Origin of the sequence: Actinomycetospora corticicola, from assembly GCF_013409505.1 — a bacterium.
GTDB lineage: Bacteria > Actinomycetota > Actinomycetes > Mycobacteriales > Pseudonocardiaceae > Actinomycetospora > Actinomycetospora corticicola.
Genome location: NZ_JACCBN010000001.1, coordinates 3,431,474 through 3,449,035 on the forward strand (window position 1 = coordinate 3,431,474; position 17,562 = coordinate 3,449,035).

Below are 17,562 nucleotides of genomic sequence, written 5' to 3' on the forward strand. Positions count from 1 at the left end.
AGCCCGGATGACACCCTGTGCCGTGATTCATCGGTCCGGTACGTGAGGTACCGGGTACCGACCGACGTCCTGGAGGCCCTGCCGTGAGTGCCGTGCTGTTCACCGGGTTCCCCGGCTTCCTCGGATCGGCGCTGCTGCCCCGCACCCTGCGCCGCGACCCGGACGCCCGGGCGGTCGCCCTCGTGCAGGAGCGCTGGCTGGGCCGGGCCCGCGAGGCGCTCGCGGAGATCGAGCGGGCCGAGCCCGCGCTCGCGGGCCGGACCGACCTCGTCGTCGGGGACATCACGACGGCGGGTCTCGGGCTCGACCCGGCGGTGACCGAGCGGCTGCTGGGCGAGCCGCTGGAGATCTTCCACCTCGCGGCGGTGTACGACCTGTCGGTCGCACCGCGGATCGCGTGGACGGTGAACGTCGACGGCACCCGACACGTCGTGGACCTCGCGTGGCGGGCCGCCGCCGGCGCCGGCCTGCGCCGCCTGCAGTACGTGTCGACCTGCTACGTCTCGGGCCGCTACGACGGGCTGTTCTACGAGGACGACCTCGAGCTCGGCCAGCCGTTCGCCAACCACTACGAGCACACCAAGCACGAGGCGGAGCGCGTCGTCGCGAAGGCCCGGGACGCGGGCCTGCCGGTGACGATCTACCGCCCGTCGGTGGTGGTCGGCGACTCCACCACCGGCCACACGCAGAAGTTCGACGGGCCCTACTACGTGCTCCAGCTGCTGCTCCGCCAGGGCTCCACCGCCCTGATGCCGCTGCCGACGGGGGCGGACCGGGTGGCGTTCAACCTCGTGCCGTCGGACTTCGTGGTCGACGGCATCGCCGCGCTCGCGGGGCACGACGCCGCCGTCGGGCGCACGGTCGCCCTGGCGCAGCCGCACCCGCCGTCGGTCACCGAGATGTGCGAGACGTTCGCGGACCGCGGCGGGCGGAAGCTGCGCGTGGTCCCGATGCCGACGTCCCTGGCCGCCTTCTCGATCGACCACGTGCCCGGGGTCGGGCGGCTGTTCAAGGTGCCGTCCTCGACGCTGGACTACCTGACCCACCCCACGTTCTACGACACCGCGGCGACCACCGCGCTGCTCGCCGAGGTCGGCGTCTCGTGCCCGTCCTTCGCCGACCACGTCGGTCCGATGGTCGAATTCTTCCGCTCCCACCCGGAGGTCGGCAGCGCCGCGATGGTCTGAGGACGGGGGCGGTAGCGTGGCTGTGTGGCCGGGTCGAGCTCCCCTCCGCTTCGTCTCCCACCCATGCGCATCGCGCTCATCGACTCAGGTCTCGGCATGCTCCCGACGGCGGGCTGGCTGCGCCACCTGCGTCCGGACGCCCACCTCGACCTGCTGATGGACCCGGCGGGGATGCCGTGGGGCTCCCGGCCGGGCGGGTGGATCGTCGACCGTGTCCTGTCCGCCGCGCGGCTCGCCGTCGAGCGGGGGGCCGACGCGGTGGTGGTGCCGTGCAACACCGCGAGCGTGAACGCCCTGGTCCCGCTGCGCGCCGAGCTGGAGCCGCACCGACCCGTCGTCGGGACCGTGCCCGCGATCAAGCCGGCGGCCGCGACCGGCGAGCCGTTCGGCGTATGGGCCACGGAGGCGACGAGCGCGAGCGACTACCAGGCCGATCTCGTCACGCTGTTCGCCGCGCCCGGCCAGGCGACCGCCGTGCCGTGCCCGGGGCTCGCACGGGCCGTGGAGAGCGCGGACGGCCGGGCGATCGGCGACGCGGTGGCCGCCGGGGCGGCCCGCACCCCGGCCGGGGTGCGGAGCGTGGTGCTGGGCTGCACCCACTACCCGCTCGTGTCGGATGCGATCGCCGCGGCCCTGCCCGGGGTGCGGCTCTTCGACAGCGCGGGGGCCGTCGCCGGCCAGACGCTGCGGCGCCTCGGGCTCGACCCGCGGCCGGACGCGACGCCCGCCGGGGTGTCCGTGCTGCTCTCCGGCGAGGAGGGTCCGCTGCCCGCCGCCGCCCGTGCCTACCCGGTGGGCGCCGCGCTGGCCGCGGGCGGTCCGGTCGACCTCGCCCTGCTCCCGCCGGCGGTCCGCGAGGCCGCCCCTGTGAGCCACGCGTCGATCTCTGGTGCACAACCGGTCCCCGGTCGTTGAATACCGGAATGGTTGAGGCCTCCACCGCCCGGGACGACCACGCGCTGCTCGTCGAGACCGAGGAGCGGCTCGTCGCCCGCTGGGGCGCGGAGGGCATCGCCCCGGACACGGTGCGCGGTGCGGTCGCGGAGGCCGTCGACCGGCTCGCCGGCGCCCGCGTCCGGTCGTTCCTGCCGATCCTGGTGGAGCGCTCGGTGCGACAGCGTCTCGTCGGCGCCTCCTGACGCGACCGGGGCATCACCCGCGCGCCCGTAGGCTGAGATCGTGATCCTCCGCCGGAACCTCGCGTGGCCCGGCGTCGGGATCCTCCTCGCCCTGGCGGTGCTGGCCGGCTGCGCCGGTCCCGCGTCCTCGGGCGGCCGCGGCCCGTCGTCGGGACCGACCGGCGCCGGCGTGGTGTGGCGCTCGGGCACCGGCGCGGACACGGTCCTCGACTCGTACCGCGTGACGCCCTGGAACACCGACGACGCCGACGACCCCCGCGCGGTGTCCTCGCCGGACGCGCCGGGTCGCACCGCCGTCGAGTACACCGTGCCGGGCGGGGGCACCCGTTCCGAGCTCGAGCCCGCGTACCGCAGCTTCCGCCCCGGGGACGACTACTGGTTCGGCTTCGCGGTGTACCTGCCACGGGACTTCCCGGTGGACACCTCCGACTGGCAGGTCATCGCCCAGTGGAAGAACTCGGGTGACGGCAGCCCGCCGCTGTCGATCCAGGTCCGCGGCGGCCGCTTCGTGCTCGACGGCGGGGAGGGCATCGGGGAGCACTGGTCCCGGGACATCGGTCCCGCCCGGGCCGGGGCCCGCACCGACCTGGTGCTGAACGTGCACTTCTCCGACGACCCGGGCGAGGGCCGGGTCGACGTGTTCCAGGACGGCCGCGAGGTGGTCTCGGACTACCGGCCCCGCGGCGGGACCCTCTACCCGGACGAGGTGTCCTACCTCAAGACCGGCCTCTACCGGTCGTCGGACATCGACGACGAGGGCTCGGTGTACTTCGACGACGTCGTCATCGCGACCAGCCGCGAGGCGGCCTCCACGCTCGCCTCGGACTCCTGAGTTCCCGGACTCCGGCGGCAGGTCACCGCGTCAGGAACGCCTCGACGGCGAGCCACACGCCGAAGACGAAGAACAGCACCGCCGCGCCGATCCTGATGGCCTTCTCCGGGAGCTTCTTGCCCAGCATCCGGCCGACCACGATCGCGAGGCCGTCGGCGATCACCATGCCGACCGTCGAGCCCAGCCACACGCCGACCACGCCGCCCCAGCCCTGGTACTGGGTGGCGAGGGTGATGGTGGCGAGCATCGTCTTGTCGCCCAGCTCGGCGAGGAAGAACGCCACCGAGGCGGCGAGCACCGCCGACCCGCTGGACCGGGCCGCCTTGTCCTCCTCGTCGGCGGTGAGCTCGTCGCCGCGCAGGGTCCAGAGGCCGAACCCGACGAAGGCGACCGCGGCCACGAGGTTGATCCAGAACGTGGGCAGGGCGGCGCCGAGCAGGTAGCCGACGCCCACGGAGACGGCGTGCACCACCGCCGTGGCGGCCGTGATGCCGATGAGCACCGGGAGCGCCCGGTAGCGGGTGGCGAAGGTCAGCGCCATCAGCTGGGACTTGTCGCCGAGCTCCGCCACGAAGATGACGGCGAAGCTGACGGCCGTGGCGGCCAGGAAGGTGGCCACGATGGGGTCCACGAGGGTCCTCTCGTCCTGAGCGGATCAGGCCGAGGAACACGTCTCCGGCCCGACCCGTGGATGCAACGGGATCGGAACCGAAGGTCTCGCCCGCCACCGTGGAGCCGGTGGCCGCCGCGACCGGATGCACGTGCCGGGCGACCGGCACGGCGATCAGTGTGTCGACCGCGGTGTTGGGAGCTACTCCCCCTCGTTCGATCCCGACATTAGCAGGTCGACCGGGAGCTACCGGTCGACGCGACGTGTCTCACGGGCGCGAGCCTCTCGTCGGCGGGCGACGGCGTGTCGCCGTGCGGACGCGCCGTCACCCGCTCGGGCGCACGTCATCCGGACGCCGGTCACCGAGCGACCACGATCGGGGCGCCGGTCGCGCTGGAAACCGCGTCACGGGCGGGCCATGATCGACGTCACAGTCCCGGACGGAGCAACGGCGCGGTGTCGACCGCCGAACGGGGCACTCGGCGACATCGCATGGGTGCGGTGAGGAGGCGTGATGACCGTCGACATCGACGTGCGGACCCGGCTGTTCACCTGGTTCACCGACCGCGCCGGGGTCATCGCCATCAGCCGGATGACCGCGGAGGACCTCGCCCGCGCCCGCACCCGGCGGCTCTCGCACAACGTCGTCACGTCGCGGGTGTTCGGCCCGATGCCCGCCGACGTCTCGCTGACCGACCTGCGGGTCGACCTCGCCGTCGCGACCGGGCACGACTCCGGCCCGACCACCCTGCGCGTCTACCGCCCGCACGGCCCGCTGCCGGGCGGCCGGCGGCGCGAGGACGGCCTGCCGATCGTGCTGAACTACCACGGCGGCGGTGGGTCGCTGGGCAACCTCGACCAGTCCGACTGGCTGTGTGCCCAGGTCGCGGCCCGCGTCGGCGCCCTCGTGGTGTCGGTGGACTACCGGCTCGCCCCCGAGTACCCCTACCCCGCCGGTCGCGACGACGGGTACGCGGCGCTGGTCTGGGCCGTGCGCCACGCCGACGCCCTCGGCGGGCGGACCGACCAGGTCGCGGTGATGGGCGACAGCGCGGGCGGCAACCTCGCGGCGGTCGTCGCGATGCTGGCCCGCGAGGCCGGGCCGGCGATCGACGCCCAGATCCTCATCTACCCCGTCGTCGACCTGACGCTGGACGCCCCGTCGACCACGACCTACGAGTGCGGCCCGCTGCTGACGAAGGCGGACATGGACGTGTTCCGGGCCAACTACCTCGGCCCCGACGGCGACCCCACGGACCCGCTCTGCTCCCCGCTGCTCGCCCCCGACCACCGCGGGCTGCCGCGGGCCCTGGTCATCACCGCGCAGGTCGACCCACTGCACGACGACGGGGTCGCGTACGCGGACCGGCTACGCGCGGCCGGGGTGCCGACCCGGCACTCCGACCACGCCCGCGCGATCCACGGCTTCATCACCTTCCCCGGCGTGTGCCGGGCGGCCGCCGCCGCGCTCGACGAGATCTGCGACGAGCTGGCGGCGACCTTCGGGACGGCTCAGGAGGACATGAAGAGCCCGCCGTTGACCGAGTAGACCTGGCCGGTGATGTAGCCCGAGTCGGGGTCGGCGAGGAACTCGACGACGCGCGCCACCTCGTCGGGCTGGCCGAGCCGGCCGACGGGCACCTGGGCCACGATCTTCTCCAGGGCCGACTCCGGGACGCCCGCGACCATGTCGGTCTCGATGTAGCCCGGGGCCACGCAGTTCGCGGTGACGCCCTTCTTCGCGCCCTCCGAGGCCAGCGACATGGTGAGGCCGAACAGGCCCGACTTCGTCGCGGCGTAGTTCGCCTGACCCGCGTTACCCCGCTCGCCGATGACCGACGAGATCGAGACGATCCGGCCGCTCCCGCGCTCGCGCATGTGCTGGAAGGCCAGGTGCGACATGTAGAACGTGCCGGACAGGTTGACCTGCACGACCTTGTCCCAGTCCTCCACGGTCATCTTGTGCAGCATCTTGTCGGCGGTGATGCCCGCGTTGTTGACCAGGATGTCGATGCGCCCGTGCTGGTCGTAGACCTCCTGCACCACGCGCTCGCAGTCCTCGCGGTTGCCGATGTTGCCCTGGTGGATGGTCATGCCGGGGTACTTCTCGGCCAGCTCGGCCGCAGCGTCCCGCCCGTTGGAGTAGCCCACCGCCACCTTGCAGCCGCGGTTCGCGAGCCGTTCCGAGATCGCCTTGCCGATCCCGCGTGCGCCACCGGTCACCACGGCGACCTGTCCGGTCATGTCCGCCATCACGACACCCTTCGCTCGTCGTCGTCCGCATCTGGTGCGGCTCCCACCGAGCGGTGACGTGCCCGCTGGTGTCGGCGGTCACACGTATCTATGCGTTCCGCGACACACCCGTGACGGGGACCCCCCGAACGTCGCAGCGCACGCGTCCGCGTGCCGCCGAGCGAGTGTTTGCGAACTATGCCTAGCGGACTTACGGTCCACCGAGCAGCCCGGTGCCGTCGCCTGTCGCCGGCTGCCCGAGGAGGAATCCCGCCATGACCGTGACCAGTGACCGCCGCGCCGTGACCGACGGCGCCACCGAGGCCCCCGACGCGCCGGCCATCGACCCGGTCGACCCCGCGGCCTACCTGCGGACCTTCCGCGGCGAGACGCTGCGCAAGGCGACCACCGCCCTCGTCGAGGGTGGCGCGTACGTCACCACCCGCGCCCTCGCCCAGGCCGCGACCCCGCACCGGACAGTGTACGACGCCGTCCGCTGGTGGGGCCACGTGCTCGGCCGTCGCCGCCCGTCGTGGTCCACCGAGCACCGGATCGTGTGGGAGACGCCGATCGCCCGGCTGCGTGACTTCACCGACGGCGCGACCGACGACGTGGTCCCGACGCTGGTGCTCCCGCCGCAGGCCGGGCACGACTCGTGCATCGTCGACTTCCAGCCGACCCAGTCGCAGATGCAGGTCATCCGCAAGGCCGGCCTGACCCGCGCGTTCACCCTCGACTGGGTCGGCGCCACGCAGGCCACGAAGAACACGACGATCGAGGACTACGTCGCGGTCGTCGACCGTGCCGTGGACACCGCCCTCGAGGGCACCGGGCACACGACGGTGAACCTCGTCGGCGACTGCCAGGGCGGCTGGCTCTCGACGATCTACGCCTGCGTGCACCCCGAGCGCGTCAACACCCTGACCCTCGCGGGCGCCCCGATCGACTTCCACGCCGGCGACACCGCCATCGGCGCCTCGTCGCGGGTGACGAGCCGGCGCTACGGCACGCTGCCCTACCAGGCGATGGTCGCGATGGGCCGCGGGAACATGCCCGGCCAGTTCGTGCTCAACGGCTTCATCGCGATGAGCCCGGACGCCGAGATCGCCAAGCACGTCGACCTGCTGCGCCACCTCGACGATCCGGCCGCGATCGCGCGCTACCAGGCCTTCGAGGACTGGTTCAAGCACACGCAGGACGTGCCCGGCACGTTCTACCTCTGGCTCGTCGAGCACCTGTTCTCCGGCAACGAGCTGATCGAGGGCCGCCTGGAGGTCGGCGGGAAGCGCCTGTCCATGGCCGACCTGTCCTGCCCGCTGTTCCTGCTCGGCGGGGCGACCGACCACATCACCCCGCCGGTCCAGGTGTTCCGGGCCGCCGACGCGGTGTCCACGCCCGCGGACCAGGTCTGGAAGCGCACCGCCCCGGGCGGCCACCTCGGCCTGTTCATGGGCAACCAGGCGCTGCGCGAGGAGTGGCCGCCCCTCATGACCGAGGTCGCGCGCTACTCGGGAGTCACCTCGTCGGCCAAGCGCAAGGGCGCCAAGAAGAGCTCCGACTGAACCGATTCCCGTGAGCGGTCCTGCACCTTGGACGCATGCCAGGCCCTGGGGTGTGGGCACCGACACGGGTAGGTTCGAGGACTCCGGCGGTCGTCGAGGTCCTCGCCCGACGTCGTGCACGCAGACTTCCCGACTACCTCCAGGAGGACGTCCATGCCCGGCTCCGTCATCGTCTCCGGCGCCCGCACGCCCATCGGCAAGCTCTCCGGGGCCTACGCCGACCTGACCGCGCAGCAGCTCGGCACCACCGCGATCCAGAAGGCCCTCGAGCAGGCCGGCATCTCCGGGGACCAGGTCGAGTACCTCATCATGGGTCAGGTCATCCAGGCCGGCGCGGGCCAGAACCCGGCCCGCAAGGCCGGGACCGACGCCGGCATCCCGATGTCGGTGCCGTCGTTCACCCTGAACAAGGTCTGTCTCTCGGGTCTCGACGCGATCGCGATCGCCGACCAGATGATCCAGGCCGGCGACTACGACGTCGTCGTGGCCGGTGGCATGGAGTCCATGACCGCCGCGCCGTACCTGCTGCCGAAGGCCCGCCGCGGCTACAAGTACGGCGGCGGGAAGATCATCGACGCCACCGAGTTCGACGCGCTGACCGACGTCTACGACCAGGAGTCGATGGGCGCCTCGACCGAGAAGTTCTCGAAGGCGATCGGCCTCACCCGCGAGGCGATGGACGAGTACGCCGCGTCCTCGCACCAGCGTGCCGCCGACGCGGCCAAGAACGGCCGCTTCGACGCCGAGTACGCGCCGGTGTCGGTCCCGCAGCGCAAGGGCGACCCGGTGGTCGTCTCCGAGGACGAGGGCGTGCGTGGCGACACCACGGCCGAGGGCCTGGGCAAGCTGCGCCCGGCGTTCTCCAAGGACGGCATCATCACCGCCGGCACCTCCTCGCAGATCTCCGACGGTGCCGCGGCCGCGGTGATCATGTCGGAGAAGAAGGCGAAGGAGCTGGGCCTCGAGGTCCTGGCGCGCATCGGCCACCACGGCTGGGTCGCCGGCCCCGACAACTCGCTGCTCTCGCAGCCGTCGCGGGCGATCTTCAAGGCCCTGGAGCGGGAGGGCCTCGAGCCCAAGCAGCTCGAGATGCTGGAGCTCAACGAGGCGTTCGCCGCCGTCGCCCTCCAGTCCACCGCCGAGCTCGGTGTCGACCCGGAGCGGGTCAACCCCGACGGCGGGGCCATCTCGCTGGGCCACCCGGTCGGCATGTCCGGTGCCCGGATCGCGATCCACCTCGCGCACGAGCTCAAGCGTCGCGGTGGCGGCATCGGTGCCGCGGGCCTCTGCGGCGGCGGCGGCCAGGGCTCCGGCCTGATCCTGCACGTCTGATCGACCCGATCGACCCGCCACGGGCGGTCACCCCGGCACGGGGTGACCGCCCGTCGGCGTTTCCACCGGCGCGAAGGGTTGCGTAGTAACCGGCGTCACGTGGAACCCTGCACGAGCACGCATGAGCGCATGAGCCGACCCGTTGGAGGGCGAAGAATGCCGCAGGAGGTCCGGGGAGTCGTATCCCGGGAGAAGGGCAAGCCGGTCACCGTCGAGACGATCGTGATCCCCGATCCGGGTCCGGGTGAGGCCGTGGTCGCGATCCAGGCGTGCGGGGTCTGCCACACCGACCTGCACTACCGCGAGGGCAACATCGAGGACGCCTACCCGTTCCTGCTCGGCCACGAGGCCGCGGGCACGGTCGAGGCGCTCGGGGAGGGCGTCACCGGCCTCGAGGTCGGCGACTACGTCATCCTCAACTGGCGCGCGGTCTGCGGCGTGTGTCGCGCCTGCCGCAAGGGCAAGCACCACCTCTGCTTCGACACCCACAACGCCGCGCAGGCGATGACGCTCAAGGACACCGGCGAGGAGCTCAAGCCGGCCCTGGGCATCGGGGCGTTCGCGGAGAAGACGCTGGTCCACTCCGGGCAGTGCACCAAGGTCAACCCCGACATCGATCCGGCCGAGGCCGGACTGATCGGCTGCGGGATCATGGCCGGCGCCGGCGCGGCCATCAACACCGGTGAGGTCAAGCGCGGCGAGACCGTCGCGGTCATCGGCTGCGGCGGGGTCGGCGACGCGGCGATCGCGGGCGCGGCGCTGGCCGGGGCCACCACGATCATCGCGGTGGACACCGAGGACCGGAAGCTGGAGTGGGCGAAGGGCTTCGGCGCCACCCACACGATCAACGCCAAGAACACCGACCCGGTGCAGGGGATCCGCGACCTCACCGACGGCTTCGGCGCCGACGTCGTCATCGACGCCGTGGGCATCCCCGCCACCTGGAAGCAGGCCTTCGAGGCCCGCGACCTCGCAGGCCGGCTGGTCCTGGTCGGCGTGCCGTCGCCGGACATGAAGCTGGAGGCGGACTTCCAGCCGTTCTTCTCCCACGGCGGGTCGCTGCGCTCGTCCTGGTACGGCGACTGCCTGCCCAGCCGGGACTTCCCGATGCTGGTCGACCTGGCCCTGCAGGGCCGGTTCCCGCTCGACAAGTTCGTCACCGAGCGCGTCTCGCTCGACGACGTGGAGTCGTCCTTCGAGAAGATGCACCACGGCGACGTGCTCCGTTCGGTGGTGATCCTCTGATGGTCGGCTACGGGGACACGGTCGGCACCGGCGTCAACGACGGCGGGCCGATCGGCAACGTCGTCACCTCGGGCACGTTCGAGCTCGACGGCGGGTCGTGGGACGTCGACAACAACGTCTGGATCCTGGGCGACTCCAGCGAGGTCGTCGTCATCGACGCGGCCCACGACGCCCAGGCGATCCGCAAGGCCGTGGGTGACCGCAACGTCACCGCGATCCTCTGCACGCACTCGCACAACGACCACGTCAACGCCGCCCCGGCGCTGTCGAAGGCGCTCGACGCGCCGATCCTGCTCAACCCCGAGGACCGGGTGGTCTGGGACCTCACCCACCCCGACCTCGAGCCGGACGGCCAGTTCGAGGACGGCGAGACGTTCACGATCGCCGGGATCGACCTGAAGATGATCCACACACCGGGCCACTCCCCGGGGTCGACGTGCTTCTACGCGCCCGACCTCGGCGTCGTCTTCACCGGCGACACCCTGTTCCAGGGCGGCCCCGGGGCCACCGGCCGGTCGTACTCCGACTACGGCGTGATCCTCGAGTCGATCGAGCGCAAGCTGTTCTCGCTGCCCGGCGAGACGATCGTGCGCACCGGGCACGGGGACCACACGAAGATCGGCGACGAGTCGCCGCACCTGGAGGAGTGGAAGGCGGCCAAGGAATAGCCGCCCTCCCGGACACCGAGTACCCGGCCGACCCCTACCCGGGGGTCGCGCCGGGTTTCTCGTTCCTGCACGTCGACGCGCTGACCCACGAGCTCCGTCCCGACGACGGGTGCCGCGGTGGGTGGCGCGTCGGCGCCGCCGCGATCGACGACCTGCTCGACGTCCCGCTGGCGGGCCGCGTGCCGGTCCTGGCCTACGGCTCGAACTCCTGCCCGTCGAAGATCACCTGGCTCCGGGAGCACCTCGGCCTGCCCGGCCCCGTGGTCGCGCTGCGCGTGACGGTCCACGGGGTCGCCGCGGTGTGGGCGGCCGGCCTCCGTGTCCGCGACGACGCCCGCCCGGCCACGCTGGCGGTCACCTCCGGTGACAGCCCTCCCCCACGTGCCGACCCTCCCCCACGTGGCAGGAAAGCGTCGTTGCTGTCACCTGGTGACAGCAACGACGCTTTCCTGCCACGGGACGGGGACCCGGAGACCCACCACGTCTGGCTGGCGACGCCGGAGCAGGTCGCCGTGCTCGACCGGTGCGAGGGACGCGGCAACCGCTACGACCTGGCCCGGCTGCACGCGGCGACCGTGCACGACGAGCAGGGCGTGCGGCTGGACCCGGTCCTGGGGTACTGGCCGGCCCTGCGCCGCCCCGGCGAGGAGCCGCGGACCGACCGGTCGCCCCTGCTCGTCGACGGCGCGCCCGTACGGGTCCGCGACGTGGCGCAGGCGGCCGCCCGCGACCTCGAGGGCACGCCGGGGCCGGTGCCGGACGACGCGGCGGAGGTCGTCGACGGCTGCCCCGACCCGCGGGCGTGGCCGGACCGGGTGTTCGTCTACGGCACGCTGCAGCCGGGCGCGTCCGCGTGGTGGCGGCTCGCGCCGGCCGCCCGAGGGAGCGCACCCGCCGTCGGGACCGGGCAGGTGTACGACACCGGCCGCGGCTATCCGGCCCTCGTGGCCGGCCCGGGGACGGCGCGCGGGCACGTCGTCACCCTGGCCGATCCGGCGCGGGACCTGCCGGCGCTCGACGCCTACGAGGGGCCGGACTACCGGCGCGAGCGCGTCGTCGTGTACCGCGAGGCGAACGCCGCGGACCGGGCGTCCGACGGGTCCGCCACGGCGTCCTCCACCGCGCCCTCCCCCGTGTCCGAGCCGGTCATCGCGTGGGCCTGGGTGTGGGACACCGCTCCCCCGGCGACCTGGCCGACCGTGACCGGCTCCTGGTCGGACGCCTGATCGGTCACCGGCTCGTCCCCGTCCCCGTCCCCGGCCTCGACCTCGTCGTCCCGCGCGTGCCGGGGCGGGGTGACGGCCAGCGGCACGGACACGGTGAGCCGGCCCGCCGTCGGGACGAGGGCGATGTAGTCCGGGCCCGGACGGGGCTCGGTCACCGACTCGTCGGCGGGCGGCTGGTCGTCGCGCGCCTCCGGCACCGCCCCGGCGTCGGGAATGCCCGAGCGCCGCAGCAGCACCGCCGCGCGGGCCAGCAGCGCGAGCCCGGCGAGCAGCGCGAGCCCCGCGACGCCGAACGCGACGAGGGCGAGCACCGGCGAGTGCAGCCGCGGTGCCTGGGTGATCGCGAGCGGGGCGGCCGCGGCGAGGAGCGCGACGGTCACGACGAGCACGACGAGCAGCCGCACCACCCACCCCCGACCCACGAGAACCCCGCGCCATGCTGCTCGATCGCGGGGCGATCACTCCAGCACCCGGCCGGGTCCGACCCGATCACGATCGGGTGGAGCGTCCCGGAGTGGACGCCCGTCGGACGACCAGGGACAGTGATCGCGTGCTGGAGATCGACGGCGTCTCGAAGCGGTACGGCACGATCCGGGCGTTGCGCGACATGACGTTCTCGGTGCGGCCGGGCGAGCTGTTCGGGTTCGTCGGCGCGAACGGCGCGGGCAAGACGACGACGATGCGCATCGTCCTCGGGGTGCTCGCCGCCGACGCCGGTGAGGTCCGTCTGGAGGGCCGGCCGATCGACGCCGCCCGTCGCCGCCGCATCGGCTACATGCCCGAGGAGCGCGGGCTGTACCCGAAGATGGCCGTCGGGGAGCAGCTGCGCTACCTCGCCGAGCTGCACGGCCGCAGCGCCGCCGAGGCGAAGGCCGCGGCCGCGCGCTGGACCACCCGCCTCGGGATCGCGGAGCGCGTCGGCGAGGAGGTGCAGAAGCTCAGCCTCGGCAACCAGCAGCGCGTCCAGCTCGCCGCGGCCCTGGTGCACGAACCCGATGTCCTCGTGCTCGACGAGCCGTTCTCCGGGCTCGACCCGGTGGCCGTGGACGTGATGAGCGCGGTCCTCCGCGAGCGCTGCGAGGCGGGCGCCCCGGTCGTGTTCTCCTCCCACCAGCTCGAGCTCGTCGAGCGGCTCTGCGACCGGGTCGGGATCGTCCGCGACGGCACGATGATCGCGCAGGGCCGCGTCGACGAGCTGCGCGCCGGCGACGGCGCGGGGGCGACCGTGGTGGTCCACGCCCCCGACGCCCTGCCCGGCTGGGCCGATGCGGTCCCCGGCGTGACGGCGAGCCGGGTCGAGCACGACCGGACCGTCGTGACCCTCCGTGCCGCCGCCGACGATCAGGCCCTGCTGCAGGCCGCGCTCGCCACCGGGCCGGTGCGCGAGTTCACCCACCGCCGCCCGTCGCTCACCGAGCTGTTCCGGGAGACGATGGGCGAGCGGACCGAGGCGGGAGCCGCGTGAGGACCGTCCTGCTCATCACCCGCCGGGAGTTCCTCGCGCGGGTCCGCGGCCGGGCGTTCGTCGTCTCGACCCTGATCATCCTCGTCATCCTCGTCGGCTACTCGCTCTTCATCGGCTCGATCGGCGCGGCCACCGACGGCGGGTCGACGACGGTCGCGGTGGCCCCGGAGACCGAGGCCATCACCCCGGCGCTGCGCACCGCCGCCGACGACCAGGGCCGCATCGTGCGGGTGGTGCCGGTCGCCGACGCCGCGGCCGGGCGGGCCCTCGTGGCCTCCGGCGACGCCGACGCGGCACTGTCCGGGCCGCCGACCCGCCCGCGCGTCGACGTCGAGACCTCGCTCGGCAGCGCGGCCGGCTCCGTCGTCACCGTCGCGACGACCCTGGTCGCGCAGCAGCAGCTCCTGCCCGACCCGGCGGCCGCCGACGCCGCGGTCGCCGCCGCGGAGCCCGTCGTCGTCGCGGCCCGGCCGGAGGACCCGGCCCAGGGCCTGCGCATCGGACTGGGCGCGTTCGGGGCGTTCCTGCTGTTCTTCTCCATCCAGACCTACGGCGCGATGGTCGCCCAGGGAGTGGTCGAGGAGAAGTCGAGCCGGGTCGTGGAGATCGTGCTGGCCACCGTGCGGCCGTGGCAGTTGCTGCTGGGCAAGGTGCTCGGGCTGGGCGCCGTCGGGCTGCTGCAGCTGGTGATCCTCGGCGGCGCCGGGCTGGCCGTGGCGGGGACCGCCGGCCTGCTCGTCGCCGGGGCGGGGCTCGGCGGGACGCTGGTGTCGGTGCTCGTCTGGTACCTCATCGGCTTCGCGCTCTACGCGACCGTCTACGCCGCCCTCGGCTCCCTCGTCTCACGCCAGGAGGACACCCAGAGCGTCCTGACCCCGGTGTCGATCGTGGTGCTCGTCGGGTTCGCCGTCGGCTTCAACCTCGTGATCTCGGCCCCGACGTCGACGGCCCTGACCGTGATGTCGCTGATCCCGCCGTGGACCCCGCTGATCATGCCCGCCCGCATGGCGCTGGGCGGGGTGCCGGTCTGGCAGGTGGTGGCGGCCTTCGTCCTGACGCTGGCGTTCACGGCCGGCGTGCTCGCCCTCGGCGGGCGGATCTACGCCCGCTCGGTGCTGCGCACCGGTGCACGGGTCTCGTGGCGGGAGGCGCTGCGCAGCCGGTAGGAGGCCGCCGGGCTACAGGGCGTTGAACCGGTTGAGCGCCTCCACGCGCTCGGCCTTGTGGTCCACCATCGGCTCCGGGTATCCCGACGGCGGGTCGGGCAGCTTCCAGGGCTGGTGGACCTTCTTGCCCTCGACGTCGGCGAGCTCCGGCACCCAGCGCCGCACGTAGTCGCCCTGCGGGTCGAACCGCTCCCCCTGGGTCACCGGGTTGAACACGCGGAAGTACGGCGCCGCGTCGGTGCCGGTCCCCGCCGCCCACTGCCAGCCGTGCTGGTTCGACGCGAGGTCGCCGTCGACGAGCAGCTCCATGAAGTGCTTCGCGCCCCACCACCACGGCAGGTGCAGGTCCTTGACCAGGAACGAGGCCACGGCCATCCGCATCCGGTTGTGCATCCACGCCTCGCCCTGCAGCTGGCGCATCGCGGCGTCGATCGCGGGGAAGCCGGTGCGGCCCTCCTGCCACTGGCGGAACTTCTGCTCGGCCGCCTTCCCCGTGTCCAGCTCGATCTTCTCGAACTTCGGGTCGAAGTTCTCGCGCGCACTCCGGGGGAACCACCAGAGCACGTGCCCGTAGAAGTCCCGGAAGCACAGCTCGTTGCGGTAGGACGTCGCGCCCTTCCCGTTGCCGCGGGCGCCGGCGAGCAGGGTCCGTGGGTGCACCGTGCCGTACTTCAGGTGCACGCTCATCCGGCTCGTGCCCGGCTTGTCGGGGCGGTCGCGGGTGTCGTCGTAGTCGGTGAGGTGCTCGTCGACGAACGCCTCCCACTGCTCGTGGGCGGCCTGCTCCCCCGCCTCGGGCAGCTCGGCGTCGACCTTCGGGTCGTCGGGCACCTTCACCGCCCGCGGGCCGCCGTCCTTGTCGGACGGGTCCATCCACGTCAGGGTCTTCGCGTCGGTGTCGGCGGGCTCCGCGTCCTGGATGCGCTTCGTCCACTCCCGGGAGAAGGGCGTGAACACCTTGTACGGGTCGCCGTCGGACTTCGTGATCGTGCCGGGCTCGGTGAGGTACGGGGAGCCCGACCGCACCAGCTCGACCCCGTCACCGGTCGAGCCGAGCGCCTTCTCCACCGCCTCGTCGCGCTGCCGGCCGTAGGGCCCGAAGTCGGCGGCGACGTGGACCGAGTCCGCGCCGACGGCCTGGGCGATCCGCGGGACCACGTCCTCCGGGTCGCCCTTGACCACGAGCAGCTTCCCGCCGAGGTCCTCGTCCAGGGCGCGCAGGCAGCGGAAGAGGAACGCGGTCCGCCGGGGGCCGGCCGGTTCCAGGAGCGTCGGGTCCAGCACGAACAACGCCAGCGCGCGGTCGGCGCGCTCCTTCGCCGCGAGGAACGTCGGTTGGTCGCGGACCCGCAGGTCGCGTCGGAACCAGACGACGGCGGTCGTGTCAGCCGAACCCATGCGGGCCAGGTACCCGCACCCGGCGTCGGGAAGCCCCGGTGGACGAGCGAAGGGCCCCGTCGGTCGAGGAGATCGACCGACGGGGCCCTTCGCCCGGTGCGGGCCGCGGATGGCGAGGGGCGCCCCTGGCCGACCTATGCGACCGGAGGTGCCCTTCGCTCGGATCGGGACTAGCGCTGGTCCAGCGACACGAACTCGCGCTCGGTCGGGCCGGTGTAGACCTGACGCGGGCGGCCGATGCGGGTGTCCGGGTCCTCGATCATCTCGCGCCAGTGGGCGATCCAGCCGGGCAGGCGCCCGATGGCGAACAGGACGGTGAACATCTCCGTCGGGAAGCCCATCGCCTGGTAGATCAGGCCGGTGTAGAAGTCGACGTTCGGGTAGAGCTTGCGCTCGACGAAGTAGTCGTCGTTGAGCGCGTAGTCCTCGAGCTTCATCGCGATGTCGAGCAGCTCGTCGCCGCCGCCGAGCTTCTCGATGATGCCGCGGGCGGTGTCGCGGACGATCGCGGCGCGGGGGTCGTAGTTCTTGTAGACCCGGTGCCCGAAGCCCATGAGGCGGACGCCGGGCTCCTTGTTCTTGACCTTCGCGACGAAGTCGTCGGTGTTGCCGTGGTTGTCCCGGATGTTCTCGAGCATCGTCAGGACGGCCGCGTTGGCGCCGCCGTGCAGCGGGCCGAACAGGGCGTTGATGCCCGCCGAGATCGAGGCGAACAGGTTGGCCTGCGACGAGCCCACCAGGCGCACCGTCGACGTGGAGCAGTTCTGCTCGTGGTCGGCGTGCAGGATGAACAGCATGTCGAGGGCCTTGGCGACCTCGGGGTCGATCTCGTAGTCCTCGGCCGGCAGGCCGAAGGTCATGCGCAGGAAGTTCTCCACCAGGGACAGGTTGTTGTCCGGGTAGAGGAACGGCTGGCCGATCGAGTTCTTGTAGGCGTAGGCCGCGAGCGTCGGGACCTTCGCCAGCAGGCGGACCGTCGAGAGCTCGACGTTCGGCTCGTCGAACGGGTCCAGCGAGCGCTGGTAGAAGGTCGACAGCGCGGAGACCGCGGACGACAGCACCGGCATCGGGTGCGCGTCGGCGGGGAAGCCGTCGAAGAACTTCTTCAGGTCCTCGTGCAGCATCGTGTGCCGCTGGATCTGGTCGGTGAAGTTCTCGAGCTGGGTCTTGTTCGGCAGCTCGTCGTGGATCAGCAGGTAGCTGGTCTCGACGAACGTGGAGTTCTTGGCCAGCTGCTCGATCGGGTAGCCGCGGTAGCGCAGGATCCCGGCGTCACCGTCGATGTAGGTGATGTCGGACCGGCACGATCCGGTGTTCACGAAGCCCGGGTCGAGGGTGATCAGACCGGTCTCGCCGAGGAGCTTGCCCAGCTGGATCCCGGACGAGCCCTCGCTGGCCTCGACGATCTCCATCGTGTGCTCCCCGCCCGGATAGGTCAGGGTCGCGGTGCGCTTCTCGCCGTCGTCGGCCATCGAATGCATCCCTCTCACGCTTCTTCGT

16 protein-coding genes are annotated in these 17,562 nt (G+C 72.6%); 12 read left to right on the plus strand and 4 right to left on the minus strand.

Annotation, left to right across the window (positions count from 1 at the left end; genetic code table 11):
- The first annotated feature begins 83 nt into the window (after nt 1–83).
- The 4 genes from BJ983_RS16675 (at nt 84) to BJ983_RS16690 (ending at nt 3,158) form a co-directional block, all read left to right on the plus strand.
- Nucleotides 84–1,187, plus strand: coding sequence for an SDR family oxidoreductase (locus tag BJ983_RS16675; RefSeq protein ID WP_179794815.1), 1,104 nt, complete (start codon nt 84–86; stop codon nt 1,185–1,187).
- A 63-nt stretch (nt 1,188–1,250) separates the two neighbouring features.
- Complete coding sequence (locus BJ983_RS16680; RefSeq protein ID WP_179794816.1) at nt 1,251–2,102, plus strand: glutamate racemase; 852 nt, start codon at nt 1,251–1,253, stop codon at nt 2,100–2,102.
- An 8-nt stretch (nt 2,103–2,110) separates the two neighbouring features.
- Entirely contained in the window at nt 2,111–2,326 is a 216-nt protein-coding gene (locus BJ983_RS16685) for a three-helix bundle dimerization domain-containing protein (RefSeq protein ID WP_179794817.1), read from the plus strand.
- 40 nt (nt 2,327–2,366) lie between these two features.
- The gene (locus BJ983_RS16690; protein WP_179794818.1) at nt 2,367–3,158 is read left to right on the plus strand and encodes a heparin lyase I family protein; all 792 of its coding nucleotides are present in this window, start codon (nt 2,367–2,369) and stop codon (nt 3,156–3,158) included.
- 22 nt (nt 3,159–3,180) lie between these two features.
- Here the strand turns inward: BJ983_RS16690 and BJ983_RS16695 are convergent, their stop codons facing one another.
- Nucleotides 3,181–3,789, minus strand: a complete 609-nt coding sequence (locus tag BJ983_RS16695) for a TMEM165/GDT1 family protein (RefSeq protein ID WP_343054224.1) — start codon at nt 3,787–3,789, stop codon at nt 3,181–3,183.
- Nucleotides 3,790–4,282: 493 nt separating this feature from the next.
- Here BJ983_RS16695 and BJ983_RS16700 point away from each other — a divergent pair, with 493 nt between their 5' ends.
- On the plus strand, nt 4,283–5,317 hold the full coding sequence (locus BJ983_RS16700) for an alpha/beta hydrolase (protein ID WP_179794819.1): 1,035 nt from the start codon (nt 4,283–4,285) through the stop codon (nt 5,315–5,317).
- Here BJ983_RS16700 and BJ983_RS16705 read toward each other — a convergent pair.
- Complete coding sequence (locus BJ983_RS16705; RefSeq protein WP_179794820.1) at nt 5,281–6,021, minus strand: beta-ketoacyl-ACP reductase; 741 nt, start codon at nt 6,019–6,021, stop codon at nt 5,281–5,283. The two genes, BJ983_RS16700 and BJ983_RS16705, sit on opposite strands and share 37 nt — an antisense overlap.
- Before the next feature lie 254 nt (nt 6,022–6,275).
- Here BJ983_RS16705 and BJ983_RS16710 point away from each other — a divergent pair, with 254 nt between their 5' ends.
- The 7 genes from BJ983_RS16710 to BJ983_RS16740 all read left to right on the plus strand — a co-directional run bounded on the left by BJ983_RS16710 (nt 6,276) and on the right by BJ983_RS16740 (nt 14,664).
- Nucleotides 6,276–7,562, plus strand: coding sequence for an alpha/beta fold hydrolase (locus tag BJ983_RS16710; protein ID WP_179794821.1), 1,287 nt, complete (start codon nt 6,276–6,278; stop codon nt 7,560–7,562).
- Nucleotides 7,563–7,715: 153 nt separating this feature from the next.
- Nucleotides 7,716–8,894, plus strand: a complete 1,179-nt coding sequence (locus BJ983_RS16715; RefSeq protein WP_179794822.1) for an acetyl-CoA C-acetyltransferase — start codon at nt 7,716–7,718, stop codon at nt 8,892–8,894.
- Between the two features lie 156 nt (nt 8,895–9,050).
- Complete coding sequence (locus BJ983_RS16720) at nt 9,051–10,139, plus strand: S-(hydroxymethyl)mycothiol dehydrogenase (protein WP_179794823.1); 1,089 nt, start codon at nt 9,051–9,053, stop codon at nt 10,137–10,139.
- On the plus strand, nt 10,139–10,807 hold the full coding sequence (locus BJ983_RS16725; protein WP_179794824.1) for an MBL fold metallo-hydrolase: 669 nt from the start codon (nt 10,139–10,141) through the stop codon (nt 10,805–10,807). The genes BJ983_RS16720 and BJ983_RS16725 overlap by 1 nt, the downstream gene beginning before the upstream one ends.
- Nucleotides 10,786–12,033: a gamma-glutamylcyclotransferase gene (locus BJ983_RS32355; RefSeq protein WP_179794825.1), complete on the plus strand. Its 1,248-nt coding sequence runs from the start codon at nt 10,786–10,788 to the stop codon at nt 12,031–12,033. Before BJ983_RS16725 ends, BJ983_RS32355 begins: the two co-directional genes overlap by 22 nt.
- Before the next feature lie 550 nt (nt 12,034–12,583).
- Nucleotides 12,584–13,498, plus strand: coding sequence for an ATP-binding cassette domain-containing protein (locus tag BJ983_RS16735; protein ID WP_179794826.1), 915 nt, complete (start codon nt 12,584–12,586; stop codon nt 13,496–13,498).
- Entirely contained in the window at nt 13,495–14,664 is a 1,170-nt protein-coding gene (locus BJ983_RS16740) for an ABC transporter permease (protein WP_179794827.1), read from the plus strand. Before BJ983_RS16735 ends, BJ983_RS16740 begins: the two co-directional genes overlap by 4 nt.
- Before the next feature lie 12 nt (nt 14,665–14,676).
- Here the strand turns inward: BJ983_RS16740 and BJ983_RS16745 are convergent, their stop codons facing one another.
- Together BJ983_RS16745 and BJ983_RS16750 are read right to left on the minus strand one after the other, a co-directional pair.
- On the minus strand, nt 14,677–16,062 hold the full coding sequence (locus tag BJ983_RS16745; RefSeq protein ID WP_179794828.1) for a cryptochrome/photolyase family protein: 1,386 nt from the start codon (nt 16,060–16,062) through the stop codon (nt 14,677–14,679).
- Nucleotides 16,063–16,232: 170 nt separating this feature from the next.
- Nucleotides 16,233–17,534 (minus strand): citrate synthase, encoded by a 1,302-nt coding sequence (locus BJ983_RS16750; protein ID WP_179794829.1) that lies wholly within the window; start codon nt 17,532–17,534, stop codon nt 16,233–16,235.
- Nucleotides 17,535–17,562: the final 28 nt, after the last annotated feature.

Coding starts and splice junctions, on each gene's coding strand:
- BJ983_RS16680 (WP_179794816.1), top strand. CDS start 1,251: ATGCGCATCGCGCTCATCGACTCAGGTCTCGGCATGCTCCCGACGGCG.
- BJ983_RS16685 (WP_179794817.1), top strand. CDS start 2,111: ATGGTTGAGGCCTCCACCGCCCGGGACGACCACGCGCTGCTCGTCGAG.
- BJ983_RS16700 (WP_179794819.1), top strand. CDS start 4,283: ATGACCGTCGACATCGACGTGCGGACCCGGCTGTTCACCTGGTTCACC.
- BJ983_RS16705 (WP_179794820.1), bottom strand. CDS start 6,021: ATGGCGGACATGACCGGACAGGTCGCCGTGGTGACCGGTGGCGCACGC.
- BJ983_RS16710 (WP_179794821.1), top strand. CDS start 6,276: ATGACCGTGACCAGTGACCGCCGCGCCGTGACCGACGGCGCCACCGAG.
- BJ983_RS16715 (WP_179794822.1), top strand. CDS start 7,716: ATGCCCGGCTCCGTCATCGTCTCCGGCGCCCGCACGCCCATCGGCAAG.
- BJ983_RS16720 (WP_179794823.1), top strand. CDS start 9,051: ATGCCGCAGGAGGTCCGGGGAGTCGTATCCCGGGAGAAGGGCAAGCCG.
- BJ983_RS16725 (WP_179794824.1), top strand. CDS start 10,139: ATGGTCGGCTACGGGGACACGGTCGGCACCGGCGTCAACGACGGCGGG.
- BJ983_RS16745 (WP_179794828.1), bottom strand. CDS start 16,062: ATGGGTTCGGCTGACACGACCGCCGTCGTCTGGTTCCGACGCGACCTG.
- BJ983_RS16750 (WP_179794829.1), bottom strand. CDS start 17,534: ATGGCCGACGACGGCGAGAAGCGCACCGCGACCCTGACCTATCCGGGC.